This is a genomic window from Micromonospora sp. NPDC049274, from assembly GCF_040678875.1.
Taxonomy (GTDB): domain Bacteria; phylum Actinomycetota; class Actinomycetes; order Mycobacteriales; family Micromonosporaceae; genus Micromonospora.
On the sequence record NZ_JBFAQS010000021.1, the window covers coordinates 54,947 to 80,371 of the forward strand.

Annotated in this window: 20 protein-coding genes and 1 tRNA gene; 12 read left to right on the forward strand and 9 right to left on the reverse strand. The window is 72.5% G+C overall.

Annotation, left to right across the window (positions count from 1 at the left end; all coding sequences use genetic code 11):
* Positions 1-21 precede the first annotated feature (21 nt).
* On the forward strand, positions 22-597 hold the full coding sequence (locus tag AB0K10_RS29145) for a helix-turn-helix domain-containing protein (RefSeq protein ID WP_363688752.1): 576 nt from the start codon (positions 22-24) through the stop codon (positions 595-597).
* 42 nt (positions 598-639) lie between these two features.
* Here AB0K10_RS29145 and AB0K10_RS29150 read toward each other — a convergent pair whose 3' ends face one another.
* Complete coding sequence (locus AB0K10_RS29150) at positions 640-1,998, reverse strand: pentapeptide repeat-containing protein (protein ID WP_363688754.1); 1,359 nt, start codon at positions 1,996-1,998, stop codon at positions 640-642.
* 233 nt (positions 1,999-2,231) lie between these two features.
* Between AB0K10_RS29150 and AB0K10_RS29155 the strand changes: the two genes are divergently transcribed.
* Positions 2,232-3,035 carry an alpha/beta fold hydrolase gene (locus tag AB0K10_RS29155; protein WP_363688755.1) on the forward strand — a complete coding sequence of 268 codons (804 nt, stop codon included), beginning with the start codon at positions 2,232-2,234 and terminating at the stop codon, positions 3,033-3,035.
* A 45-nt stretch (positions 3,036-3,080) separates the two neighbouring features.
* Here the strand turns inward: AB0K10_RS29155 and AB0K10_RS29160 are convergent, their stop codons facing one another.
* A complete protein-coding gene (locus tag AB0K10_RS29160; protein WP_363688757.1) occupies positions 3,081-3,953 on the reverse strand; it encodes an aldo/keto reductase in 873 nt (290 codons plus the stop codon).
* 189 nt (positions 3,954-4,142) lie between these two features.
* On the opposite strand from AB0K10_RS29160, the gene AB0K10_RS29165 reads away from it, so the two are divergent.
* From AB0K10_RS29165 to AB0K10_RS29185, 5 genes are all read left to right on the forward strand, one after another.
* Positions 4,143-8,099 (forward strand): CHAT domain-containing protein, encoded by a 3,957-nt coding sequence (locus AB0K10_RS29165; RefSeq protein WP_363688759.1) that lies wholly within the window; start codon positions 4,143-4,145, stop codon positions 8,097-8,099.
* A 173-nt stretch (positions 8,100-8,272) separates the two neighbouring features.
* A complete protein-coding gene (locus AB0K10_RS29170) occupies positions 8,273-8,638 on the forward strand; it encodes a YciI family protein (protein ID WP_363688761.1) in 366 nt (121 codons plus the stop codon).
* A 131-nt stretch (positions 8,639-8,769) separates the two neighbouring features.
* The gene (locus tag AB0K10_RS29175; protein ID WP_363688763.1) at positions 8,770-10,155 is read left to right on the forward strand and encodes an FAD-binding protein; all 1,386 of its coding nucleotides are present in this window, start codon (positions 8,770-8,772) and stop codon (positions 10,153-10,155) included.
* A 199-nt stretch (positions 10,156-10,354) separates the two neighbouring features.
* Entirely contained in the window at positions 10,355-11,803 is a 1,449-nt protein-coding gene (pyk, locus tag AB0K10_RS29180; protein ID WP_363688765.1) for a pyruvate kinase, read from the forward strand.
* On the forward strand, positions 11,800-12,684 hold the full coding sequence (locus AB0K10_RS29185) for an acyl-CoA thioesterase II (RefSeq protein WP_363688767.1): 885 nt from the start codon (positions 11,800-11,802) through the stop codon (positions 12,682-12,684). The genes pyk and AB0K10_RS29185 overlap by 4 nt, the downstream gene beginning before the upstream one ends.
* 55 nt (positions 12,685-12,739) lie before the next feature.
* Here the strand turns inward: AB0K10_RS29185 and AB0K10_RS29190 are convergent, their stop codons facing one another.
* On the reverse strand, positions 12,740-13,402 hold the full coding sequence (locus AB0K10_RS29190; RefSeq protein ID WP_363688769.1) for a YceI family protein: 663 nt from the start codon (positions 13,400-13,402) through the stop codon (positions 12,740-12,742).
* A 235-nt stretch (positions 13,403-13,637) separates the two neighbouring features.
* Between AB0K10_RS29190 and AB0K10_RS29195 the strand changes: the two genes are divergently transcribed.
* The gene (locus tag AB0K10_RS29195; protein ID WP_007462839.1) at positions 13,638-14,102 is read left to right on the forward strand and encodes an Rrf2 family transcriptional regulator; all 465 of its coding nucleotides are present in this window, start codon (positions 13,638-13,640) and stop codon (positions 14,100-14,102) included.
* A 206-nt stretch (positions 14,103-14,308) separates the two neighbouring features.
* Positions 14,309-15,370: a sulfite exporter TauE/SafE family protein gene (locus tag AB0K10_RS29200; protein WP_363688771.1), complete on the forward strand. Its 1,062-nt coding sequence runs from the start codon at positions 14,309-14,311 to the stop codon at positions 15,368-15,370.
* Between the two features lie 487 nt (positions 15,371-15,857).
* Here AB0K10_RS29200 and AB0K10_RS29205 read toward each other — a convergent pair whose 3' ends face one another.
* Entirely contained in the window at positions 15,858-17,297 is a 1,440-nt protein-coding gene (locus tag AB0K10_RS29205; RefSeq protein WP_363688773.1) for a pyridoxal-dependent decarboxylase, read from the reverse strand.
* Between the two features lie 236 nt (positions 17,298-17,533).
* Here AB0K10_RS29205 and AB0K10_RS29210 point away from each other — a divergent pair, with 236 nt between their 5' ends.
* A complete protein-coding gene (locus AB0K10_RS29210) occupies positions 17,534-19,819 on the forward strand; it encodes a cellulose binding domain-containing protein (RefSeq protein ID WP_363688775.1) in 2,286 nt (761 codons plus the stop codon).
* 199 nt (positions 19,820-20,018) lie between these two features.
* On the opposite strand, the gene AB0K10_RS29215 is transcribed toward AB0K10_RS29210, so the two are convergent.
* On the reverse strand, positions 20,019-21,041 hold the full coding sequence (locus AB0K10_RS29215; protein WP_363688777.1) for an LLM class flavin-dependent oxidoreductase: 1,023 nt from the start codon (positions 21,039-21,041) through the stop codon (positions 20,019-20,021).
* 81 nt (positions 21,042-21,122) lie between these two features.
* On the reverse strand, positions 21,123-21,602 hold the full coding sequence (locus AB0K10_RS29220) for an Lrp/AsnC family transcriptional regulator (protein ID WP_007462834.1): 480 nt from the start codon (positions 21,600-21,602) through the stop codon (positions 21,123-21,125).
* Positions 21,603-21,685: 83 nt separating this feature from the next.
* Between AB0K10_RS29220 and AB0K10_RS29225 the strand changes: the two genes are divergently transcribed.
* The gene (locus AB0K10_RS29225) at positions 21,686-22,864 is read left to right on the forward strand and encodes an aminotransferase class I/II-fold pyridoxal phosphate-dependent enzyme (protein WP_363688779.1); all 1,179 of its coding nucleotides are present in this window, start codon (positions 21,686-21,688) and stop codon (positions 22,862-22,864) included.
* Here the strand turns inward: AB0K10_RS29225 and AB0K10_RS29230 are convergent, their stop codons facing one another.
* The 3 genes from AB0K10_RS29230 to AB0K10_RS29240 form a co-directional block, all read right to left on the reverse strand.
* Entirely contained in the window at positions 22,865-23,515 is a 651-nt protein-coding gene (locus AB0K10_RS29230; protein ID WP_363688781.1) for an epimerase, read from the reverse strand. It abuts the gene before it with no gap.
* A gap of 126 nt (positions 23,516-23,641) precedes the next feature.
* Entirely contained in the window at positions 23,642-24,277 is a 636-nt protein-coding gene (locus AB0K10_RS29235; RefSeq protein WP_363688783.1) for a transcriptional regulator, read from the reverse strand.
* A gap of 146 nt (positions 24,278-24,423) precedes the next feature.
* Positions 24,424-24,499 (reverse strand) — tRNA-Leu (locus AB0K10_RS29240).
* Between the two features lie 96 nt (positions 24,500-24,595).
* On the opposite strand from AB0K10_RS29240, the gene AB0K10_RS29245 reads away from it, so the two are divergent.
* Positions 24,596-25,219 (forward strand): response regulator, encoded by a 624-nt coding sequence (locus AB0K10_RS29245; RefSeq protein ID WP_363688860.1) that lies wholly within the window; start codon positions 24,596-24,598, stop codon positions 25,217-25,219.
* The last annotated feature ends 206 nt before the right edge of the window (positions 25,220-25,425 follow it).

Consider the following 25,425-nt stretch of genomic DNA (forward strand, 5'->3'; position numbering starts at 1 on the left):
CAAGGTGAGGTGACGCACGTCATGACCAGCGCGGGGCAGATGCCCGAGGTCTTCGCCCAGCGGCCCAAGCGGGCCGACGCGCGGCGTAACTACGACGCGCTGGTCGCCGCGGCGCGCGACGCCTTCGCCGAGAACGGCGCGGCCGCCTCCCTGGAGGACGTGGCCCGCCGGGCCGGGGTGGGCATCGGCACCCTCTACCGCAACTTCCCGACCCGCCGGCACCTGTTCGAGGCCGTCTACGTCGAGGAGGTCCGCGCGTTGAGCAGCTCCGCCGCCGACCTGGCCGAGCTGCCCCCGTGGGACGCCCTGGTCGCGTGGCTGCACCGCTTCGTCGCGTACGTCGCCACGAAGCGGGCGCTCGCCGAGCAGTTGCTGCACGACTCGGAGATCTTCACCAGCTGCCGGACGGAGATCTACGCCGCCGGCGAGCCGTTGATGCACCGCGCCCAGTCGGCCGGGGTGGTCCGCGACGACATCGGCTTCGACGACGTGGTGCGCCTGATCAGCGGCCTCACGATGGCCCAGTTCCCCGCACCCGAGCAGCGGGACCGGGTGCTCGGCGTGGCCCTGGACGGGCTGCGCGCGTCCGCTCGCTGAGCAGGCATCAGCGCGTCCGCTCGCTGAGCAAGCGCCAGCGTGTCAGCGGTCGACCAGGAGCAGCCACTCGTCGTCGAGCCGTTCCACGACGGTGCCCGGTGGCCAACGGTGGCCGGGGTCGAGCACGGCTCGGGCCTGCTCGACCTGCGGTGGACGGCTGAACCGTGCGTCGCGGAAGCTGGCCATGCTGTGGAACCGGGCCCGGCCGAAGTTCGCGGCGTCGGCGAAGCGGGCACGGTCGAACAGCGCCTCTGCGGCGAACATCGTCCAGCGGAACAGCGCCATGCTGGCGAAGCGGACGGAGTGGAAGTTGGCCGACCGGCCGAACTCGGTGTGCTCCATCGACAGGGCGCCGTCGAAGATGGCCTCCCGGAACGTGGTGGCGTCCTCGAAGCGTGTCGCATCGAAGGTGGTCGGCTGGCCGAAGGTCGCTCGGCGGAATGACGTCAGACCGGCGAAGCCGGCCCGCCGGCAGGACAGCCCGTCGGTGAAGGCGGCGCCGTCGAAGCTGGCCGGGCCGCCGACGCGTACGCCGTCCAGCATGACCTCGCCGTCGGCCGCGAGGCCCTCGAAGACCACGTCGTCGAAGGTCGCCGCCGCGAACAGGAGACGCCCCCGCGCTGTCACGCCCGCGAAGGTGGTCGTGCCGGTGAACGCCGTCGCCGTGAAGTTCGCGTCGACGAGCGTGCAGCCGCTGGCGTCGAAGTCGACAAGGGCCGCGCCGGCCAGGTCGAGGGTCAGCTCCGGCCAGTACGCGGGGTCGTCCGCGCGCAGGTGTCGGGTCAGCACCCGCTGCGCGGTGCGCCGGACCTCGGTCTCGCGCGGCTCGTCGTCAGGTGCCGGCATCCGCAGGTACGCGCAGAGCACCGCCCCGATCGTCGGCCGTTGGGCCGTATTGTCCTGCCCGAGGCGTTCCAGAGCGTGCAGCCCGCCGAGGCGTACCGCCGCGCTGTCGCTGCCGAGCAGCTCGACGGCTCGGGTGTAGAGCTCGGTCAACCGGCGTTCGGCCGCGTCGTGTTCCGCCGCGCCGGACTGCCGGTCCTGGTGGCGCTGCGCGGCCTCGGCCACCGACTCGGCGTGCGCCTGCACCCGGTCCCGGTGTGCCTGGTCGCGGACGGCGACGCTCTCCTGGTGTCGCTGCGCGCGCTCGGCGATCCACTGCCGACGGGCGGCCAGCAGCAGGGCCAGTCCACCGCCGGTGCCGGCGACCACTGTCAGGCCGGTGCGGATCGCGTCGATGCGCAGCATGGCCCGGGTGTCCGGCGCGACGGCCCGGTCGGCCTCGGTGAGCAGCAGATCCAGCACCAACCAGCCCAGGGCGACGGCGAGCAGCAGGCCGACCAGGACCAGCCACCACGGCAGCACCCGCAACTGGCGCTCGGAGGGTTCGTCGGCGGCCACGGCCACAGCATGCCATCGGCCGTCACGGGACGGGGGTACGCGGACATCGGTTGGTGTCCGCTGTGGAGCGCGACCGGTTTGCCGGTTTGCGCCGTCGGTGGGACAACGGGTTACCGGTGCGTAACAAGTGATTGACGTTTCTGAATTGTTGCGGGGATGATCGTCGCACGGTCGACCGGACACCCCCACCCACCTGCCCGGTACGCCGGGCGCCTCCCCCCGGAGGTGCGGCCATGCTGCTCCGAAAGACCGTCCTCGTCGCGTTCCTCGCCACCGCCGCCCTGCTCGCGCCCGCCGGCGCCGCGACAGCGGCCCCCACGACACCCGCCCCCTCGACAGCCGCCCCCGCAGCACCGGTCGGCGCGGCGGCCGTCACCGCCGCCAACCCGGTCATCGTGGTCGGCGGCCTCAGCGGCGTCGCCGTGGCGTACGAGCCCATCGCCGCCCGGTTGCGCGCCGACGGCTACCGGACCTTCATCTACCAGCTGCCGGGGCTGGGCCTCGGTGACATCCCCGCCTCGGCCCGCGCGTTCGCCGGTTACGTCGCGCAGGTGCGCGCCAGCACCGGCGCGGCGACAGTCGACCTCGTCGCCCACTCCGAGGGCGGCCTGGTCAGCCGCTACTACCTCAAGCGGCTGGGCGGCACCGCCAGCATCGGCCGGTACGTCAGCCTGGGCACACCCCAGTACGGCACCTACGTCGCCAACATCGTGGCGTTCCTCGGCCTCGGCAGCTGCGCCGGCATCGTGGCCTGCCAACAGATGACCATCGGCTCCGGCTTCCTCGCCGACCTCAACGCCGGCGACGACACCCCCGGGTCGGTGCGCTACACGACCATCCGCACGCTGCAGGACGAGCTGGTCCGGCCGACAGGCAACGCCGCCGTCAACGACGGGGCAACGAACGTCCTCATCCAGGCGTACTGCCCGCTGCGGGTGGTCGGCCACCTCGGCCTGGTGCTCGACGGCACCGCGTACACAATCGTGCGCGGCGCCCTGGTCGACGGCCCGGTGCGACCCAACTGCCTCGCGGTCTGAGAGCCGTGCGGGTGGTCCCCGCCGGGACCACCCGCGCGGCCTCGCTCAGCTCGCCTTGGCCAGCGACTCGAACTCGTCGTCGGTGAGCCGCACGTCGGCCGCGGCCACGTTCTCCTCCAGGTGCGCCACCGAGGACGTGCCGGGGATCGGCAGCATGACCGGCGAGCGGCGCAGCAGCCACGCCAGCGCGAGCTGCGCGGGCGTCGCCCCGTGCCCGGTGGAGATCGCGTCCAGCGGGCCACCCGGTCGGGCCAGCTCGCCGGTGGCGATCGGGAACCACGGGATGAACGCGAGGTCGTTGCGCTCGCAGTACTCCAGGACGTCCTCGGCGCTGCGGTTGGCGAGGTTGTACAGGTTCTGCACCGAGGCGATGGTGGTGATCGCCCGGGCCTGCTCGATCTGCTCGACGCTCACCTCGGACAACCCGATGTGGCGGATCTTGCCCTCCTGCCGCAGCAGGGCCAGCTCACCCAACTGGTCGGCAAGCGGCACCTGCGGGTCGATCCGGTGCAGCTGGTAGAGCGGGATGCTGTCCAGGCCCAGGTGACGCAGGCTCAGCTCACACTGCTGACGCAGGTACTCCGGACGGCCCACCGGACGCCAGTCGCCCGGGCCGGAGCGGGTCAGCCCGGCCTTGGTCGCGATGACCAGGTCGTCGGCGTACGGGTGCAGAGCCTCGCGGATCAGCATCTCGGACACGAACGGGCCGTACGAGTCGGCGGTGTCGATGAATGTCACGCCCAGCTCGACCGCCCGGCGCAGCACGCGCAGCGCCTCGGCCGGGTCCTTCGGATCACCCCACACGCCCGGCCCGGTGATCTGCATCGCCCCGTAACCGAGCCGGTTGACAGTGACGTCGCCCCCGATCCGGTACGTGCCGGACGCCTTCGCGGGCTGCTTGCTGATGTCGGTCGCCATACGCGCATCCCCAATCGTCTTCGTCGCGGCGGGGGAGAAGGACAGCCCACCACCTCGTGATCATCCCCCGGAAATCGCCCGTCATGCCGCCACCGGCTCGACCGAGGACTTTGACACAGGCTCTGGCGTCCGTCCTGTCCGGTCTGCTACGCCTGATCCGAGTCGGTGCGGCCGGCCGGGGGAGGCGCGATGTGGCGACGGTTCAGACCCGACCCGGTAAGTCGGCTGGGGGAGCGGCTGGACCGCTTCGACGCCACCCGCGACCCCCGGGCGGTCCTCGACTCCGGCGCGATCCGCGACGCCGAGGCGGTCATCGACCTGGTGACCGCCACGCCCACGGACGGGCCGCTGCCCGAGCGGGTCGCCGAGGGCGTGTTCCTCCTGGCCAGCCTGCACTGGTACCGCTACCACCTGCTGCCCTCGGGCGAGGACGCCGACGACCTCGCCCAGGCGCTCGGGCTCACCGAATTCCTGCTGCACTTCGCCCCGGAGCGGGTCCCGCCCGCGATGCGGGCCCTGCTGCACGCCCATCGCGCGCCGGACGCCGGCACCCCACCCGCCGGCGTGCAGCCGACCCGGCCCGGCCCACGCTCGGCCGGCCCGGGCGCCGACACCGCCGGCGCTTACTACGTCGAGGCGGTCCTGCTGATGGCCGCCGCGGAGACCAGCCGCGACTACCGGGCGACCGACCAGGCCGAATCGCTGCTGCGGCAGGCGATCACGGATACGCCGCCGGGGGCGCCGGAGCGGGTGCACTTCCTGTCCGCCCTCGGCAAGGTCCACCGCGACCAGTTCCAGCACCTCGGTAGGCGGCGGGCACTCCCGGCGGCAGTCGCGGCACACCGGGAGAGCCTGGAGGCCACCGCGGTCGGCGACCCGGAACGTCCGGTGCGGCTGTTCAACCTCGGCAACGTCCTGGGCGACACGTACGACGTCGACCGCGACCCGGCCGCGCTCGACGAGTCGATCACGTCGCTGCGCGACGCCGTCCGGACCGCCGCCACGGGCGCGCCGGTACGAACGATGGCGCGGATGAACCTCGGCCAGCGGCTGCGCGACAGGTGGCGGTTGCACGGGCGGCCGAGCGACCTCGACGAGGCGGTCGACGTCCTCGGCGCGGCCCGGGACAGCGACGACCCCCGCGTCGCCGCGCTGCGCGGCACCGTGCTCGCCGAGCGGTTCCTGCGCGACCGGACGCCCGCCGACCGGAATGCCGCCATCGAGGCGTACCGGTCGGCGCTGACCGGGTTCGGCGGGCTCGATCCGGAGCTGGCCGGCAGCGCCCAGGTCGGGCTCGCCGCTCTGCTGGCCGAACGGCACCGGGCCGACGGCGACCCGGTCGACCTCGACGCGGCGATCGAGGCCTACCGGGCGACGCTCGGTGCCGGGCCGACTCCCGGCGGAGCGGACCTCGACGAGCTGCGCCACGCCCTGGCCAGCCTGCTGGTGACCCGCCACGAGCGGCGGCGACGCCCCGACGACGTCACCGAGGCGGTGCGGCTGCTGCGCGACGGCGTGGCCGCCGCCCCGACCCCCGAGAGGCGGGCGCGCCGGCTCGCCGACCTCGGCCACGCGCTCGCCGCCGGCCACGCCGACCTGGGCGGCGTACGCGCGCTGCGCGCCGGTCGGGACGCGCTGACCGAGGCGGAACGGCTGTTGCCCCGCACCGACCCGCTGCGCCACCAGGTGCTCAACAACCTCGGCAACACCCTGCGGGAACTCTCCGACCAGGCCGGGGAACCGGCGCTGCTGGAACCGGCCGCGGTCGCGCTGCGGGCCGCCGTGGCCGCCGCCGAGCCGGACTCCACGCTGCTGCCCCGGTACCGCTCGAACCTCGGCCTGGTGCTGCAGGCGCTGTTCGCCTCGATCCAGGACCTCGCGACGTTGACCGAGGCCGTCGGGGTGCTGGCGCAGGTGACCGACACCACCCCACCGGGTCACCCGGACCGGCTGCCGGCGCTCACCAACTACGGCGCCGCCCTGAACCGCCGGGTCGAGCTCTTCCTGGACGACGCGTTGCCCGTCGGCGGCCAGCCCGCCGAGCAGGTCGCGGCTGGTGTCGCCGCGGACTCCGACGCCGCGGTGACCGCGCTGCGCGAGGCCGCCGAGCTGGCCGAACGGGAGGCCGGCCCGGTCGAGTACGCCCAGACGGTCGCCACCCTCGCCCTGGCCCACCTGCTGCGGCATCGACTGCGCGACGACCCGGCGGCGCTGGACGAGGCGATCGACCTGTTGGCGGGGTTGAACGATCGGCAGATGGCCGACATCGACAGGCATCGCATCCGTACGAACCTCGGCAACGCGCTGCTGCTGCGCTTTGAGGCGGGACACGCCGAGGCCGACGCCGACGCCATGCTGGCCGCGTACCGGGGGGCCGTCGACGTGCTGGCCGACGAGCATCCGGCCCGCACCATGTGCCTGAACAACCTCGCGACCGCCCTCGAAGCGGTCGCCGACGTCGCGGCCGACGGGTCCGCGGCGTCGGCCGAGGCGACCGAGGCGCTGCGCCTCGCCGCCCAGGTGGAGTCCGCCCCGTCGTTGCTGCGCGCCAGGACGGCCGCGCGGTACGCGACACGCGCCGCTGCGGCGGGTGATCTGACGGCGGCGCTCGACGGGTACGCCGACACGATCGAGCTGATCGACCTGGTGGCCTGGCACGGGATGGACCACGACGACCAGGCCCGCCTGCTCGGGCTGTTCTCCGGGCTGGCCACCGACGCGGCGGCGGTCGCCATTGCCGTCGAACAGCCGGAACGCGCGGTCGAGCTGCTGGAGTACGGCCGGGGCGTCCTGCTGACCCGGGCCCACGACGCCGGCGCCGACCTGGCCGCGCTGCGCGCGCGGGCACCCCGGCTGGCAGCCCAGCTCGCCGAGGTGCAGGGCGCCCTCGACGACTTCGCCGTCCCCTCGGCCGGTGCGCTGTCACCTGTCGGGGTGACCGGACCCGCGCCGGAGCGGCGGTACGACCTCGCCGTACGCCGGCGCGACCTGGTGACCGAGATCCGCGACCAGCCCGGGTTCGCCGACTTTCTCCGCCCGCCGCCGTTCGCCGCGCTGGCCACAGCCGCCGTCGACGGTCCCGTGGTGCTTGTCAACGTGGCCGCCCGGCGCTGCGACGCGCTCGTCGTCGTCGGCGGTCGGGTCGACCCGGTGCCCCTGCCCGAGCTGACCCTCGCCGAGCTGGTCACCCGGACGGCTGCCTTCCTCACCGCGATCGCGGTGCTGACCGGCCCGGCGGCGCCGAACGCCTCCGAGTCGGAGACACAGCGCCGCCGTGAGGCGGCGCGGGCCGAGGTCGGCGACACCCTGGACTGGCTGTGGCGGACGGTGTCGGCGCCGGTGCTCGACACGGCCCTGCCCGATCCGGCGCCGTCCGACCCGGACTGGCCACGTCTGTGGTGGTGCCCCACCGGGCTGCTCACCCTGCTGCCGTTGCACGCCGCCGCGCCACGGGACGGCGGCGAGGGGGTTCTGGACCGGGTGGTGCCGTCGTACACGGCCTCGTTGCGGGCGCTGACGCACGCTCGGCGCGGTGTGCCGGCCCGACCCGAACCGGTCGACTCGGCGCTTGTGGTCGGCATGCCGCAGACCCCGGGCCTGGCCGACCTGCCCGGCGTCGGGAGGGAGGAGAAGATCGTCCGCCGGCATGTGCCCCGGGTTCGTTCGCTGCTCGGCCCGGCGGCCACCCCGGCGGCGGTGCTGGCCGCGCTACCCGACCAGCCGGTCGTCCACCTGTGCTGCCACGGCACGCAGGACCTGCACGCCCCGGCGTGGGGGCGGCTAGCGTTGGCCGGAGGCGCGCTGCACGTCAGGGACCTGTGGCGACCCGCCGGCAACCCGGCCGCGCTGGCCGTCCTCTCCGCCTGCGAGACGGTACGCGGCGGGGCGGCCCTGCCCGACGAGGCGCTCACCCTTGGCACCGCGTTCCAGCTCGCCGGTTTCCGGCAGGTCATCGGCGCGTTGTGGTCCATCTCGGACGCGATGACCGTGCGGCTCTGCGCCGACGTGTACGACGGTCTGGCGGTGCCCGACGGGATCGCACCCGACCGGGCGGCGGTGGCCCTGCACCGGGCGGTCCGCCGACTCCGCGCCCGCCTGCCCGGCGTACCCGAGGTGTGGGCCGGCTACGCCCACCTCGGCCCCTGACGACCCGGGACAGCGGTGGGACGGGGCGGACCAGGTCACCCCCACCGCGGCGGGGCCAGTTGCGCGGAGCGACAGGTACCGCAGTCGTCGGCGTGCGACGCTGGGCGCGTGCCGGTGACGCCGGCTCGGGCGGCCGGCCCGGTGCGTGCCGGCGCGACGGCGGAGGGAGCACCATGGCGGGAACGCCGCAGGTCGACTTCGCGCTCGACACGTACGAGTGCATCGTGCTCTATCCCGGAGCGGCCGCACGGGCGCTGCCCCCGGAGACGGTGCAGCGGTTGCAGGCCGAGCACACCGAGCACATGCAGGCGTTGCAGCGCAGCGGGATCATCCTGGTCGCCGGCTCGGTCGACGGCCCGGCCCGTGAACCGGAGCCGCCGATCGGCTTCGGGCTGGCCCGCACGGGCAGCGTCGAGGACGTACGCAGCGTGCTGGAGGCCGACCCGGCGGTACAGGCCGGCCTCTACCGGGTGGACGTGCTGACCTTCCTCTGCCCGGCCGGCTCGTTGGAGTTTCCGCTGGTCAAGGCCGAGAGCTGACGGTCGGTTCAGCGACGGGTGTCGTGATGGTGACGGCGATCAGCCGTCCGCCGGTGCTACGGTCGCGCGCACCGAGGACCGCAGTCGGGGCGCACCCGGCGTCATCGGCCGGACCCGGTCGAGGAGACGCCATGAGCTCCGCCGCCACCGGAGATGTCGCGTCCGCCACCGCGCGGCTGCGCGCCCTGCTCGGCGACCGCCTGCACGAGCCGGGCGAACCCGGGTTCGACACCGCCACCCACCTGTGGAACGCCGCCGTCGACCGTGCGCCCGCCCTGGTCGCCCGCTGCCTGGACGCCGACGAGGTGGCCGCGGCGATCCGCGTCGCCGCCCGGTGCCACCTGCCGGTCTCGGTCCGCTCCGGCGGCCACGACTGGGCCGGCCGGGCGCTGCGCGACGGTGGCCTGGTGCTCGACCTGACCGGCCTGCGCACGGTCCGGGTCGACGCGGACCGGGGCACGGTGACGGTGGCCGGCGGAGCCACCGCAGCCGACCTGCTCGCCGCCGCCGCCCCGGACGACCTGGTGGTGCCCACCGGTGTGGTCCGGGACGTGGGCATGGCCGGGCTGACCCTGGCCGGCGGGTACGGGCCGCTCTGCGGACGGTTCGGCCTGGCCCTGGACAACCTGCTCGGCGCGGAGGTCGTCCTTCCCGACGGTCGTCGGGTCACCGCCGATCCGCGCCACGACGCCGAGTTGTACTGGGCGCTGCGCGGCGGTGGCGGCAACGTCGGCGTGGTCACCGAGCTGCGGTACCGGGCGCACCGGCTGCGCGCCGTGCTCGCCGGCATGATCATGTTCGCGCTGGCCGAGGCGCCGGCCGTGCTGCGCGGGTACGCGGCGCTGCTCGCCGACGCCCCGGACGAGTTGACAGTGATGGCCGGTTTCCTGCCTGGCCCGGCCGGCGAACCGGTGGTCTTCGTCTGCCCCTTCTACAGCGGCCCGGACCTCGACGCCGGGCGGCCGTGGCTGGACCGGCTGCGGGCGCTGGGCACCCCGCTTGTCGACCAGGTCGACCCGCTGCCGTACGCGGACGCGTTGCGGATGTTCGACGGCGGAATGGTCGACGGAAACCACTATCTGCTGCGCACCCGCTGGCTGCCGTCCCCGCTCGCCGACGGAGCGGTGGACGCGCTTGTCGACGCCGCCCGGCAGGTCACCTCGCCGTTCTCCGCGCTGGCCCTGCACCACTTCCACGGCGCGGCCACCCGGGTCCGACTCGGCGACACGGCGTTCGGCCTGCGCGCCGAGCACCTGCTGACCGAGATCATCGCGGCGTGGCCGCCGGGCGGGGACGCCTCGCCGCACCACGCGTGGGCCGAGCGCACGTCGGCGGCGCTCGCCCCGCTGGCCCTGCCCGGGGGCTATCCGAACCTGCTCGCCCCGACCGAGACCGAACGCGTCCGGCTGGCGTACGGCGCGAACTGGGCGCGTCTGCGCCGGGCCAAGCGGCACTACGACCCCCGTGACCTGCTCACCGCCGTGCCTACGCTGCCCCCGTCGGGGCACCCGGAATGAGCCGGGGCCGGGAGCGCCCCGACACCGCCCGCCACGACAGGCGTACGATTCCCGGCGCGCGGTCGCCGTTGCCCGTCGCCACAACGTTCCCGGTGCGGTTCCGCCCGCCGGTCCGACGCGCGCCGCGCGTTGTTGGACACCTGTTCCGCTGCCTGCAAGGGGTCGGCCCCGAGTCCGACCTGAAGGAGAGACTAGCCTGATGGGCGTGACACGCCGCGTAAAGATCGTCTGCACTCTGGGTCCCGCCACCTCGTCCCCGGAGCGCATCCGGGGTCTTGTCGAGGCCGGCATGAACGTGGCGAGGCTCAACTTCAGCCACGGCAGCCACGCCGACCACGAGGCGGTCTACCGACTGGTCCGGGAGGCGTCCGAGGCGGCCGGCAAGCCGGTCGCCATCCTCGCCGACCTGCAGGGCCCCAAGATTCGGCTCGGTAAGTTCGCCGACGGCCCGCACGAGTGGCGCACCGGTGACTCCGTCGTGATCACCGGCGACGACGTCATCGGCACCAAGGAGCGGGTCTCCTGCACCTACACGAAGCTGCCGCACGAGGTGAAGCCCGGCGACCGGCTGCTGATCGACGACGGCCGCGTCGCCGTCGAGGTCACCGACGTCACCGGCAACGACATCCGCTGCCTGGTCACCGAGGGCGGCCCGGTCTCCAACAACAAGGGCGTGTCGCTGCCCAACGTGGCGGTCAGCGTGCCCGCCATGTCGGACAAGGACGCCGAGGACCTGCGCTTCTCCCTGGGGCTCGGCGTCGACCTGGTCGCCCTGTCCTTCGTGCGCTCGGCCGAGGACATCAAGCTCGTCCACAACATCATGGCCGAGGAGGGCGTGTACCGCCCGGTGCTGGCCAAGGTCGAGAAGCCGGAGGCCGTGGAGCACCTGGAGGCCATCGTGCTGGCCTTCGACGGCGTCATGGTCGCGCGCGGCGACCTCGGCGTGGAGATGCCGCTGGACGAGGTCCCGCTGGTGCAGAAGCGGGCCGTGCAGCTGTGCCGGGAGAACGCCAAGCCCGTCATCGTGGCCACCCAGATGCTCGACTCCATGATCGAGAACTCGCGCCCCACCCGGGCGGAGGCCTCCGACGTCGCCAACGCGGTGCTCGACGGCGCGGACGCGGTGATGCTCTCCGGCGAGACCAGCGTCGGCAAGTACCCGGTGCTGACCGTCAGCACCATGGCCAAGATCGTGACGACCACCGAGGCCGGCTCGATCGGCGTGCCCCGGTTGCAGCACGACCCGCGTACCCACGGCGGCGCGCTCACCGTGGCCGCCTCGTCGATCGCCCGGGCCATCAACGCCAAGGCGCTTGTCGCCTTCTCGCAGACCGGCGACACCGTCCGGCGGCTCTCCCGCCTGCACTGCGACCTGCCGCTGCTGGCGTTCACCCCGGTCCCCGAGGTGCGCGACCAGCTCGCCCTGACCTGGGGCGTGGAGACCTTCCTCATGCCGTTCGTGCAGCACACCGACGACATGTTCCGCCAGGTCGACCAGGCGCTGCTCGGTCTCGACCGGGCCAACCCCGGTGACTACGTGGTGATCGTGGCGGGCAGCCCGCCCGGCACCCCCGGCTCGACCAACACGCTGCGCGTACACCAGCTCGGCTCGCTGGTCGACGCGGCGTCGGCGCGGGCGCTGCAGTGAGCGACGGTCGGGTCGCGGTCGGCCAGGCAGCGGTCGACCAGCTGCTGGAAGTGCTGGACCTCGACCCGACCGGTGACATGACCTTCCGGGGGATGAGCCCCCCGGTCGGCCCACAACGGGTGTACGGCGGCCAGGTTGCCGGTCAGGCCCTGGTCGCCGCCGGCCGCACGGTGGACCCGGAGCGGTTCGTGCACTCGCTGCACGGCTACTTCGTCCGCCCCGGCGACCCGGTCGAGCCGATCGAGTACCAGGTGGAGAACATCCGCGACGGCAGGTCCTTCTCGGTGCGCCGAGCGGTCGCCCTCCAGCACGACAAGCCGATCTTCTTCATGTCGGCGTCCTTCCAGCGGGCCGAGGAGGGGCTGGACCACCAGGCCCCCGCGCCGCTGGACGTGCCCGCTCCGCAGGACGTGCCGACGATGTCCGATCGGCTCTCCCGCTACCCCGAGCGCCTGGGCATCTGGGGGCAGATCCCCCGCCCGATCGACGTGCGCTACGTGGGGGAGCCCGGCTGGGTCCGCCCCGGCGACCGGCCGGCCGACCCGCACCAGCGGGTCTGGATGCGCATCGACGGCAAACTGCCCGACGACCCGCTGCTGCACGCGTGCGCCCTCACGTACGCCTCGGATCTCACCCTGCTCGACTCGGTGCTCTCCGTGCACGGCGAGGTGTGGGGGCCGGGCGGTGTGGTCGGCGCGAGCCTGGACCACGCGCTGTGGTTCCACAGGCCGTTCCGTGCCGACGAGTGGTTCCTCTACGACTGCTGGAGCCCGTCGGCCTCCGGCGCGCGGGGCCTGGCCACCGGCCGGATGTTCACCACCGACGGCCAGCAGATCGCCAGCGCCGTCCAGGAGGGTCTGCTGCGCCGCGTCGGCGCCTGACCCCGCCCCGGCCCGGGCTCAGGACGCCTCGTCGCGGGGATGGGCCCTCGGGCGGTCACGCCTCGTGGATGGCCTCGCCGGCGATCTCGATCTGCACGGTCTTTCCGACCAGAACGCCGCCGCTCTCCAGCGCGACATTCCAGAGCAGGCCGTAGTCCTCCCGGTTGATCTCGGCCGTCGCGCTGAATCCGAAGATGTTCTGTCCGTACGGATCACGACGGGCGCCGCCGAAATTCACCTGAAGGTCCACCGCGCGGGTGATCCCCTTTACCGTCAACTCACCGGTGAGCACGAATCGACCGGGCTCGGACTGCGGCGGAGGATTGTGACTTCTGCCTCGTCCGCCGAGTCGGTGGTTTCGCAGCCGGGCCCAGTAGAAAATCGGGTCCTCGTTGGTCTGCCAACTAATGCCCGTGCTTCGATATTCGAGTGTGGGATAACTCTCCACGTCAAGAAAGTCGGCGCTTTTCAGGTGGGTGTCCCGGTCGACACTCCCGGTGGAGATGCTCGCCGCCTGGATGGTGGCGGTCACCCCGGAGCGCAGCGGATCCTCCGCCACGAAGATCTCCGCGGTCGCCTCGGCGAACTCCCCTCGGACGGGGCTCACCATCATGTGGCGGGACAGGAAACCGATCCGCTTGTGCGCCTGATCGAGGCGGTAGGTGCCGGCGATCGGGATCGTCATGCCGTCCCAGGTGCGTGTGGCGACATCGGTCATCGTGGTGCCCTCCCCCCGGATGGAACCGGGTTTTCATCAACGTCCTGCCCGAGCCCTCGTAACCGCTCCGGCAGTCATACCGCCCGCCCAGCATAAGGACGCTCCGAATCAGCATTCCGGGCCCCACCTGTCGGTGGATAACGGCGTACGACGTTATCGGCTATTCGTCGATGCGTGACCGATCGGCCGAGGGTCGCCGACCCGGCCGGATGACCTGCGGGCTAACCTTGCCGGCATGCGTCTCTCCGCCCGGGTCGATTACGCCCTCCGCGCGGCCGCCGAACTCGCCGCGACGGCCAGTGGCCCCGGGCGGGGGCGGCCGGTCACCGCCGACCAGATCGCGCGTGCGCAGGAGATCCCGCCGAAGTTCCTGGAGAGCATCCTGCTGCAACTGCGTCGGGGTGGCATCGTGCACGCCCAGCGCGGCCCGGAGGGCGGCTACTGGTTGGCTCGCCCCGCCGAGGAGATCTCCCTGGCCGAGGTGATCCGGGTGATCGACGGGCCGCTGGCGCACGTGCGGGGTCAGCGTCCGGAGCAGCTCGGTTACCACGGTCCCGCCCGTGCCCTGCAGGAGGTCTGGATCGCGCTGCGCGCCAGCGAGCGGGAGATCCTCGAACTGGTAAGCGTCGCCGACGTGGCCGCGGGCACGTTGCCCGCCCGGGTCACCGAGCTGGCCGCCGACCCGCGCGCCTGGATCTGACCCCGCTTCGGGACGGCAGCCCCGCGCGGCGCTGACCTCGTCCCGTTCCCGGCGCTGACCTCGCCCCGTTCGCGGCGCTGACCTCGCGTCACGCCTCGCGCTGACGTGCCGGCGTCCCATCCACCGATCAGACCCTTGACCGGAGTCCTGCCGTGGCGCATTGTCGACCAAGTCGATAGGAGATACCGAAAAGTCAGGGGGCGCTCGTGCGCAAGCTGCTGGTTCTCGCTCTGGTCGGGCTCGCCGCGCAGTTGGTCGACGGCTCGCTCGGGATGGCGTACGGGCTGACCTCGTCCACTCTGCTGCTGGTCGTCGGTGTCGCGCCGGCCGCCGCCTCGGCCTCGGTGCACCTGGCCGAGATCGGCACCACCCTCGCCGCGGGCGTGGCGCACTGGCGGTTCGGCAACGTCGACTGGCGCGTGGTGTCCCGCATCGCGCTGCCCGGCGCGGTCGGCGCTTTCGCCGGCGCCACCCTGCTCAGCTCGATCTCGACCGAGTCGGCCGCGCCGTGGATGGCCGGCATCCTCTTCACGCTCGGCGCGTACCTGCTGGTCCGCTTCGCCCGACCGCTGCGTACCGACCGGATCGGCGGGCGGCTGCGCGGCCGCTTCCTCGGCCCGCTCGGCCTGGTCGCGGGCTTCGTCGACGCCACCGGCGGCGGAGGTTGGGGCCCGGTGGCCACCCCGGCGCTGCTGGTCTCCGGCCGCCTGGAGCCGCGCAAGGTGATCGGCTCGGTCGACACCGCCGAGTTCGTGGTGGCGGGCGCCGCCAGCGTCGGCTTCCTGATCGGGCTGGGCACCGAAGGGTTCCTGCTGCCCACCGTGCTCGCCCTGCTGATCGGTGGGCTCATCGCCGCTCCGCTGGCCGCCTGGCTGGTCCGCATCGTCCCGGCCCAATTGCTCGGCGCGGCTGTCGGCGGCGTGATCGTGCTGACCAACGCCCGCACCCTGATCCGATCCGCCGAGCTGGCCGGTCCGGCCCGGCCCGCGCTCTACGCCCTCCTGGCCGCCGGCTGGCTGGCCGCACTGGTGTTCGCCGTGCGGGCCCTGCGCCGTACCCGTCGAGCCCGCACCCCAGCCGCGGCCGCCACCGCGGCCACCCCCGCCACCGCGGCCACCGGCGCCGCGACCACAGCGGCCACCGGCACCGGGCCGTTGGCCAGTGCCCCTGAGACGGGTGCTGCCGATTCGGGTACCGCTGATCCGAACGCTGCCGACGACGAGGCGCGGGTTGGCCTCACCGTTGCCGCCACACCGGCTGCCCGCTGAGGCTGGGCACCCTCTCCCTTGCGAGCGGTATACCTGTGAGTCATAAATATGACTCACAGGTATACCGCTCAACCGAGTCTTCGTGCCCGTGGGCCGGCACGCTGCTCTGACCGCCGGCCCCACCAGCCTGATGGTGGTCGCCACCCACCACCCACCACCCGCGACTCGTGACCGGCCCGTCGCCTGTGACCGGCCGTCGCCTGTGACCGGCCGTCGCCTGTGACCGGCCGTCGCCTGTGACCGGCCGTCACCTGTGACCGGCCGTCGCCTGTGACCGGCCGTCGCCTGTGACCTGCCGTCGGACCGCGCCGACCCTGGGCCGCTGACATATCGGTCGGGGCCGGCTCCGCTGGCGCTGCGGCGGACGATCGGCTCCGGGTCGGCAGCCCTAGGCTGATCTTCCGTCCGCCCTAGGCGACCCGGGCCGCGATCTGGCGGCCGGGATGCCGCGACATCGGCGACCCGGGGCTGAAGAGCGCCCGCGAGGTCAGCGGGCGAGCAGTTTGTCCGCGGCCTCGGCGAGCAGCGTCCAGGCCTCGTCGACGTGCGTCTCGGTGGTCTGCGGTGCGCCCACCGCCAGTCGCAGCACGTACCGGCCGTCCACCCGGGTGTGCGTCAACAACACCCGCCCGGTGCCGTTCACCTGGGCCAGCAACTCGGCGTTGGTGTCGTCGTCGGCGCGCAGCCGGAAGCAGACCAGCGCGAACGGGTGCGCCGCGGCCAGCTCGAACCGGTCGTCGGCGCGGACCCGATCGGCGAACCGGGCGGCCAGCGCCACCCCGGAGCGGATGTGCGCCCGCAGCCCCTCGGCGCCGTACCAGCGCAGCACGAACCACAGCTTCAGGGCCCGGAAGCGGCGACCCAGCGGAACCTGCCAGTCCCGGTAGTCGATAACCGCCCCGGATTCGGAGGCGGCGTTGCGCAGGAACTCCGGGAGCACGGTCAGCGCCTCGATCAGCTCACCGCGGTCGGCCACCCAGAACGCGTCGCAGTCGAAGCCGGTGAGCAGCCACTTGTGCGGGTCGAAGCAGTAGGAATCGGCGTACTCCAGGCCGGCGTGCGACCAGCGCAGCTCGGGGCAGACGGCGGCGGAGCCCGCGTACGCGGCGTCCACGTGCAGCCAGATCCCGTACTCGGCGCAGATCGCCCCGATCTCGGGCAGCGGGTCGACGGCGGTGGTGGACGTGGTGCCGATGGTGGCGACCACGACGGCGGGCACGTCCCCGGCGGCCAGGTCCGCCTCGATGGCGGCGCGCAGCGCGTCCGGGCGCAGCGCCTGGGTGTCCGGGTCCACGTCGATCGACCGGATTCCATCGGCGCCCAGCCCGGCGATCCGCACGGCCTTCTCGATCGAGGAGTGCCCGTGTACGGAGGCGTACGCGCGGTAGCGCCTGTCGACGCCAGCGACGCGCCAGTGGCCCGCGCTGGCGCGGTGCAGCGCGGCCAGGGTGGCCACCAGCGTCGCGGAGGAGGCCGAGTCCTGGATGACGCCGCCACCGGCGCCGCTCGACCGGAAGCGCTGCGGCAGGTCGAGCAGTTCGGCCAGCCAGTCCATCATGACCGTCTCCAGCTCGGTGCAGGCCGGGCTGGTGGCCCACAGCATGCCCTGCACACCGAGGCCGGAACTGACCAGGTCTCCGAGCACGCTCGGGCCGGAGATGTTCGCGGGGAAGTAGCCGAAGAAGCCGGGGTGCTGCCAGTGGGTCAGCCCCGGCAGGACTATCGCGTCCAGGTCGGCGAGGACCGCCTCGACGGGCTCGCCGCCGGTGCTGGGCGGCGTGCTCGGCAGGGCCTCGACGACCGTCCCGGGCGGGTCGGCCGGGGCGACCGGCCGCTGGTGCAGCGTCGTCCAGTAGTCGGCGATCCAGTCGACGACGGCGTGGCCGGCGCGGCGGAACTCGTCCGGGTCCATGTGCGGGGCGCTCATTCGTACGAGTTGATCAGGCATCCCACCGCGGGGCAAGAGCACACGGTGTGACAGTCGTCGATATTGCGCAGCGGAAAGCGCTTGCCCTACGATGCGGCTGAGCCGGATCCGTGAGTTCCAGGGCGTTCACCCGACCAGATCGCCGTTCGTCGCCGTGGCGACGGGCCGTTCACCGTGCTTCCCGGGCAGGGCAGGTGGACCACAGCGGTCATCACCGGATCCTCCGGAGGCAGTTCATGCACCCGTCCAGACAACGGCTGACCCTGCTGGCCGCGTCGACGGCCGCCGCCGTCGTGGCCGGCACCGTCGGCGCGGTCGTCGCCTCGGCCGCCGCCGTCGGCTGTCGCGTCGACTACCAGGTCACCAACTCGTGGCAGGGCGGCTTCGGCGCCAACGTCACCATCACCAACCTCGGCGAGCAGGTGAACGGCTGGGCCCTCACCTGGTCGTACGCCGCGGGCCAGCAGGTCGCGCAGGCGTGGAACGCCACAGTCACCCAGTCCGGCGCCCAGGTGACCGCCCGCAACGTCGACTACAACGGCGTCCTCGACACCTTCGGCACCGCCTCGTTCGGGTTCAACGCCTCGTGGACGAGCAGCAACCCGGCGCCGGCCAGCTTCGCGCTCAACGGCGTCACCTGCACCGGGGCGCCGGCCACCGACGGTCCGACCACCCCGCCACCGACCACGCCACCACCCGCGACGGCACCGCCCACCACGCCACCGCCGACCACTCCACCCCCGACGACGCCGCCGCCCACCACACCGCCGGCGGGGGCGAAGCAGATGGAGGACCTGGACCGAGGGCTGATCAGCGTCCGCGCCGGCAGCGGCAACCTGGTGTCCTGGCGGCTGCTCGGCACCGAGACCTCAGGCGTTTCGTTCAACCTCTACCGGGGCTCGACCAGGATCAACGCCAGCCCGATCACCGGCGCCACCTCCTATCTCGACAGCGGCGCCGCGGCCGGTTCGGCGTACACCGTGCGGGCCGTCGTGGGCGGCGCCGAGCAGGCGGCGTCGGCTCCCGCCCTGCAGTTCGGCAACGGCTACCTGGACGTGCCGTTGCAGGTGCCGGCCGGCGGGACGACCCCCAGCGGGGAGAGCTACACGTACAGCGCCAACGACGCCTCCGTCGGTGACCTCAACGGCGACGGCACCTACGAGATCGTGCTCAAGTGGGATCCGTCGAACGCCAAGGACAACTCCCAGTCCGGCTACACCGGCAACGTCTACGTCGACGCGTACACCCTGACCGGCACCCGGTTGTGGCGGATCGACCTGGGCCGCAACATCCGCGCCGGCGCCCACTACACCCAGTTCCAGGTGTACGACTACGACGGCGACGGCCGCGCCGAGGTGGCCATGAAGACCGCCGACGGCACCCGCTCCGGTACAGGCCAGCTCATCGGCTCGTCGTCGGCGGACTACCGCAACTCAGGCGGCTACGTGCTCTCCGGCCCGGAGTACCTGACCATGTTCAACGGCCAGACCGGCGCGATCCTCTCCACAGTCAACTACGACCCGCCGCGCGGCACCGTCTCGTCCTGGGGCGACTCGTACGGCAACCGGGTGGACCGGTTCCTCGCCGGCACCGCGTACCTGGACGGGCAGCGCCCGTCGCTCATCATGGCTCGGGGTTACTACACCCGCGCGGTGATCGCGGCCTGGGACTTCCGCAACGGCGCGCTTACCAAGCGCTGGACGTTCGACTCGAACTCGTCCGGCAACGGCGCCGCCGCCGGCCAGGGCAACCACCAGCTCTCCGTGGCCGACGTCGACGCCGACGGCCGCCAGGAGATCGTCTACGGCGCCGCCACCATCGACGACAACGGTCGGTTGCTCTACTCGACGGGCAACGGACACGGCGACGCCATGCACGTGGGGGACCTCGACCCGGGTCGGGCCGGCCTGGAGGTGTTCAAGGTCGACGAGGACGCGAGCAAGCCCAGCTCCTGGTTCGCGGACGCCCGTACCGGTCAGATCCTGTGGTCCACGCCGGCCTCCGGCGACAACGGCCGGGGCGTCTCGGCGGACATCTGGGCGGGCAGCCCCGGCGCGGAGTCGTGGTCGGCGTCGGTGTCCGGCCTGGCCAACACCCGCGGGCAGAACGTGGGGCGCAAGCCGTCGTCGATGAACTTCCTCGCCTGGTGGGACGGCGACCCGGTCCGCGAGCTGCTGGACGGCACGAAGATCGACAAGTACGGCACCGGCGGCGAGACCCGGCTGCTGACCGGCGACCAGGTGGCGTCCAACAACGGGACCAAGTCCACGCCGGCGCTCTCCGGGGACATCCTCGGCGACTGGCGGGAGGAGGTGATCTGGCGAACCACCGACAGTCGGGCCCTGCGCATCTACAGCACGCCCACTCCGACCAGCACCCGGATCCACACGTTGATGCACGACCCGCAGTACCGCGTGGCGATCGCGTGGCAGAACACCGCCTACAACCAGCCGCCACACCCGGGGTTCTTCATCGGCGACGGAATGGCCAGCCCACCGACCCCGAACATCTACCTACGCTGATCTAACTCTGGCGGTCCTGATCGGGTTCGCCTAAGGTGGCAGGCACCGGGCCGCAGCCGCGGAATCCGCACAGCTCCGGCCCGGTGCTCCACACCGCGGCATTCCCGACCCGTCCCGACCGGGAATGCCGTACCACCACCGGCACCAACATTAGGCACCGTCGGGGTCGCGGGGGTGACGCTGACGTGAAGATCGTGTTTCACGCGTCCCGGCGCAGACCCCCCGCCACCTGCTCGGCGATCAACTCGTACGACCGCACCCGGTCCTTCACGTCGTAGACCAGGGTGGTGAGCATCAGCTCGTCCGCACCGGTGCGCTCCTGCAACTCGGTCAGCTGCCGGCGCACCGTCTCCGGCGAGCCCAGCGCCTGACCGTCGCGCCGCTGCAGTACGAACTCCCGCTCGATCTCCGTGTACGGGTACGCCGCCGCCTCGTCGGGCGTCGACAGCGGCTCCGGTCGACCGGAGCGCAGCTTCAAGAACGACAGCGCGCTCGGCCCGGCCAGCCACTCCGCCCGCTCGTCGGTCTCGGCGCACACCGCGTTGACGGCCACCATGGCGTACGGCTTGTCCAACCACTGCGACGGCCGGAAGTTCTGCCGGTACAGCGCCAGCGCCGGCAGCGTGTTCGCCGAGCTGAAGTGGTGCGCGAAGGAGAACGGCAGGCCCAGCAGGCCGGCCAGTTGGGCGCTGAAGCCGCTGGAGCCGAGCAGCCACACGGCCGGCTGCTCACCGCGACCCGGGGTGGCGATGATCTGCCCCGGCTTCTCCCCGCTGAAGTAGTTCATCAGGTCCGTCAGTTCGCGCGGGAAACCCTCCGCCGACAGGCCCTCCATGGTGCGCCGCAATGCCAGCGCGGTCACCTGGTCGGTGCCCGGCGCACGTCCGATGCCCAGGTCGATCCGACCGGGGTGCAGCGCCTCCAGGGTGCCGAACTGCTCGGCCACCACCAGCGGCGCGTGGTTGGGCAGCATCACCCCGCCCGACCCGAGGCGGATCGTCGAGGTGTTCGCCGCCAGGTGCGCCAGCAGCACCGCCGGCGCGGAGCTGGCGATCGCCGGCATGTTGTGGTGCTCGGCCACCCAGAACCGGTGGTAGCCCAGCTCCTCGGTGCGCCGGGCCAGCTCGGTGGTGGCCTCCAGCGCGGCGCCGGCGGTGGTCCCCTTGGCGACCGGGGCAAGATCAAGAACAGACAACGGTACGGTGATCACACGCAATGCCAACTCCCCGACCTGCCCGTTCATTCCGGCCGCCGCTCGGCCCATCCCGCGAACCGGCGCTCAGCCCACGCTGTGGGCCGCCGCTCAGCCCATCCCGCGGGCCTGTTCGAAGATCAGGCTGGTCTGTGTGTGCTGCACCACCGGGTCGACCGCGAGATGGTCCAGCACGAAGTCCCGCAGCGCGTCCCCCGACGCCGCCCGCACGTGCAGCACATAATCCTCCGCGCCCGCCACGTGGAACACCGAGACCACCCCGGGCAGCCGCACGGACCGGGCCCGGAACGCGTCCACCGCCGCCCGCTCGTGCGCGGTCAACCGCACCGACACCAACGCCTGTAGCGGCAGGCCCAGCGCGGCCGGATCCACCTCCGCGTGGAAACCCCGGATCGCCCCTCGCTCGCGCAACGCCCGCGTCCGCGTCAGACACGTCGACGGCGCCACCCCCACCCGCTCGGCGAGCGCGTTGTTCGGCAACCGGCCGTCCGCCGCCAACTCGGCGAGGATCGCGCGGTCCACCTCGTCCAGGGCCGGATACGGCCGCACTTCGTTCGGCTCGGGGGGCATCCGACCATCCTTCACCGAATGTCTCGACGAAGCCAGCGCCCGGCCCAGAATTATCCACCAAGTCATTGCCTCACCGGCACCGGATGTTCGACGCTACCGCCATGACGACGGTGGACACCCGGGCCGTGCACGCCGGCCGCGACGACCTGCGCACGCTCGGCGTGCACGTGCCACCTATCGACCTCTCCACCACCAACCCGCTGCCCTCGGTCGACGACGGCGGCGACGCCTACGAACAACTCGCCACCGGCGGCACGCTCCCCGCCGACGGCAGTGCCGTCTACCAGCGGCTCTGGAACCCCACAGTCGCCCGCTTCGAAACCGCCCTCGCCGAGTTGGAGGGCACCGCCCAGGCCGTCGCCTTCGCCAGCGGCATGGCCGCCCTCACCGCCACCCTGCTCGCCGCGACCCGCGACGGCCAGCGCCACATCGTCGCCGTCCGGCCCCTCTACGGCGGCACCGACCACGTCCTCGCCACTGGCCTGCTCGGCACCACCGTCACCTGGACCCACCCCGACCAGGTCGCCGCAGCCATCCGCCCCGACACCGCGCTTGTCGTCATCGAGACGCCCGCCAACCCCACCCTCGACCTCGTCGACATCGCCGCCCTCGCGACCGCCGCCGGCGACGTGCCTCTGCTCGTCGACAACACAGTCGCCACCCCCGTGCTCCAGCAACCCGCCCGGCACGGCGCCACCCTCGTCCTGCACAGCGCCACCAAGAGCATCGGCGGGCACGGCGACGTCCTCGCCGGGGTCGTCGCCTGCGACGCCGACTGGGCCGTCCGACTACGGCAGGTCCGCGCCGTCACCGGCGCGATCCTGCACCCGCTCGGCGGCTACCTCCTGCACCGCGGCCTGCAGACCCTGCCGCTGCGGGTCCGCGCCCAACAGGCCACCGCCGAGAAACTCGCCGGCTGGCTCGCCGGCCACCAGGCCGTACACCGGGTGCACCACCCCTCGGTGTACGACCCGGCGGCGCTTGTCGGCCGGCAGATGGCCGGCCCCGGCAGCCTGCTCGCCTTCGAGGTACGCGGCGGCGCGCCCGCCGCCGCCACCGTCGCCGCCGCCTGCCGGCTGATCACCCACGCCGTGTCCCTCGGCGGCGTGGACACCCTCATCCAGCACCCCGCCTCGCTCACCCACCGGCCGGTCGAGGGTGACGCGAAGCCCGACGGCGCGCTGCTGCGCCTCTCCGTCGGCCTGGAAGACCCCGACGACCTGCGCGCCGATCTCGCCCAGGCGCTCGACGCGATCGCCTGATCAGCGCAGCTCGCGGTTGCCCAGCACCCGGGTCGGCGCGCCCTCCCGGGCCACCCGCAGCATCGCCCGACCGATCCCGTCCGTCGTGGTGACCTGGTTGGGGAAGGCGCGCCGCAACACCGGGAACAGTGGACGGGTGACCGCGTATCCCAACCGGTACCACCGTGTCTTCGACACCACCCCGTACGTCGGCTGGATGAAACCTGGTCGCGCCGCGTACCCGTTGGGCAGCAGGTCGATGATCGCGTTTTCGGCACGCCCCTTGACCCGCGCCCACATCACCCGACCCCGCTCCGACGAGTCGGTGCCCACACCCGAGACGTAGATGAATGTGACAGGAGGGCTCACCTCGGCCAACAGCCGCGCGGCCGCCACCGGATAGTCGTAGCTGATCCGGGTGTACGCCGCCTCGTCCAGGCCCAGCGACGAGACCCCCAGGCAGTAGAAGCACGCGTCGACGCCTGTCAACTCCGCGCGGACCGCCTCCAGGTCACCCACGTCGGGAACCGTCAGCTCCCGCAGCTTCGGGTCCTGCCGACCGGTCGGCCGCCGACCGACGGTGAGCACCTCCCGCACGTCCTCGGCGAGCAGGCACTCCCGCAGTACGCCCTGCCCGACCATCCCGGTCGCACCGAAAATGACCACCCGCATCAGGTCCCGCTCCTGTCGTCGACGCCGCCCCGCCTCTGGGTCAGGCTCGCACGCATCGCATGGCCGCCGCTGTCCGGGCGGTGCCGCGCTCGCCGACATGGCGGCTGTCGTCGGCGTGCGCAGCGGTCAGGACTTCGGGCCGACGTGCCGGTCCAGCGCGGCGACGGCGTCGCGTCGCGCCACCGACAGGGAGTTGCGGCGGTTCATCCGCCAGGCGATGCCGAGCCTGTCGAGACTCCACTGGCAGAGCCCCATGATGTCGCTCGACTCGTTGACGAACATGTAGCGCGGGTAGACGTAGTGCCTGCCACGCACGGTGACCCGGTTGGCGGACCGGCAGCCGTCGGAGTGGAACAGCCCGCGCAGGAAGGCCTCCGTGTGGCCCTCGACGATCGGTCGTTGCCAGTCGGTGAGGACGATCGGCCGCTCGTGCTTCTTGCCGGGCCCGTGCTGGGGGACCAGGCACGGCCAGTGCTTGCCGCTGCTCTCGACCGAGATGCAGCCATGCTTGGGGATCCTCCGCACACGAGCGGCGAGCACCGCGAGCATTGCCGCCTCGCACGCGTCGACGAGATGTGGGTAGATCGCCGCGCAGGCGATCCGAAGCACGGGCACCGTCGGTGAGACGGCCAGGTGACCGTCGCCCAGGTAGAGACCGAGCAGGTAGGCGTAGGCGGCGGGGTCGGTCGGATTCTCGACATCCGGGAGGCAGCGGAAGCACCGGAGTTCGGTGCCGAGCCGGACGCGTTCTGGTCGGTCCACACACCAGTGCCAGACCGTGGCGTACGGCAGGGAGAGTGTCCGCGCTACGGAGTGGATGTTGTGTCCGCGAGCGCGGAGAGCGTGGGCCTGTAAGCGCAGTTCAGGTGGGTGCACAGCTAGATTTTGGAACAGCCGTACGACAAATTTGGTGCCCCCGGTGGGATTCGAACCCACACTATATGCAGTTTGAGTGCATCGTCTCTGCCATTGGACTACAGGGGCCGTCGGTTTCCCGGCCTGGATAGATTACCCACTACGCTGAGGGCGGTGACACCCGGCTGGGCGGGTGTCAGGTTCTAACTGGTGGGGGTAGGGCTGGTGGCCGAGATGCCGACGGATGCCGAGCGTAGGCGCGTACTGATCGCCGAGGACGAGGCGCTGATCCGGCTGGACCTCGCCGAGATGCTTGTCGAAGAGGGCTACGAGGTGGTGGGGGAGGCCGGCGACGGCGAGACCGCCGTGCGCCTCGCCGAGGAGTTGAAGCCCGACCTCGTCATCCTCGACATCAAGATGCCGATCATGGATGGGCTGGCCGCCGCCGAGCGGATCGCCGGCGCCCGGATCGCCCCCGTGATCATCCTGACCGCGTTCAGCCAGCGGGACCTGGTGGAGCGGGCGCGGGCGGCGGGCGCGATGGCGTACCTGGTGAAGCCCTTCCAGAAGAGTGACCTGGTCCCGGCGGTGGAGATCGCGCTGTCGCGCTACTCGGAGGTCGCGGCCCTGGAGGCCGAGGTCGCGAGCCTGACCGACCGTCTGGAGATCCGTAAGACGGTGGAGCGCGCCAAGGGCGCGCTGATGACGACGTACGGAATGACCGAACCGCAGGCGTTCAAGTGGATCCAGCGCACGGCGATGGACCACCGGATGACCATGAAGGAGGTCGCCGAGCGGATCCTCGCCGAGACCGCCGGCGGCGAGGTCACCCTGCCGGCAGAGTCCTGATCGACAGGCCTGCCGCTGCCGAACGAGCGACGACGATCACCATCTGACGATGGCTCGCATCGTCGCTCGTCGAGGGTGCTGTCAAGGGCGGAGATGACCTCCGGTTCTTACAGCTACTCCAATCGATCGGCCCTTCCGTGTAACGGTTAGGTCAACCCCGCCGCGCAGGTCTACCCCGCCGATCGTCCGGTGGGATAACGTCCCGC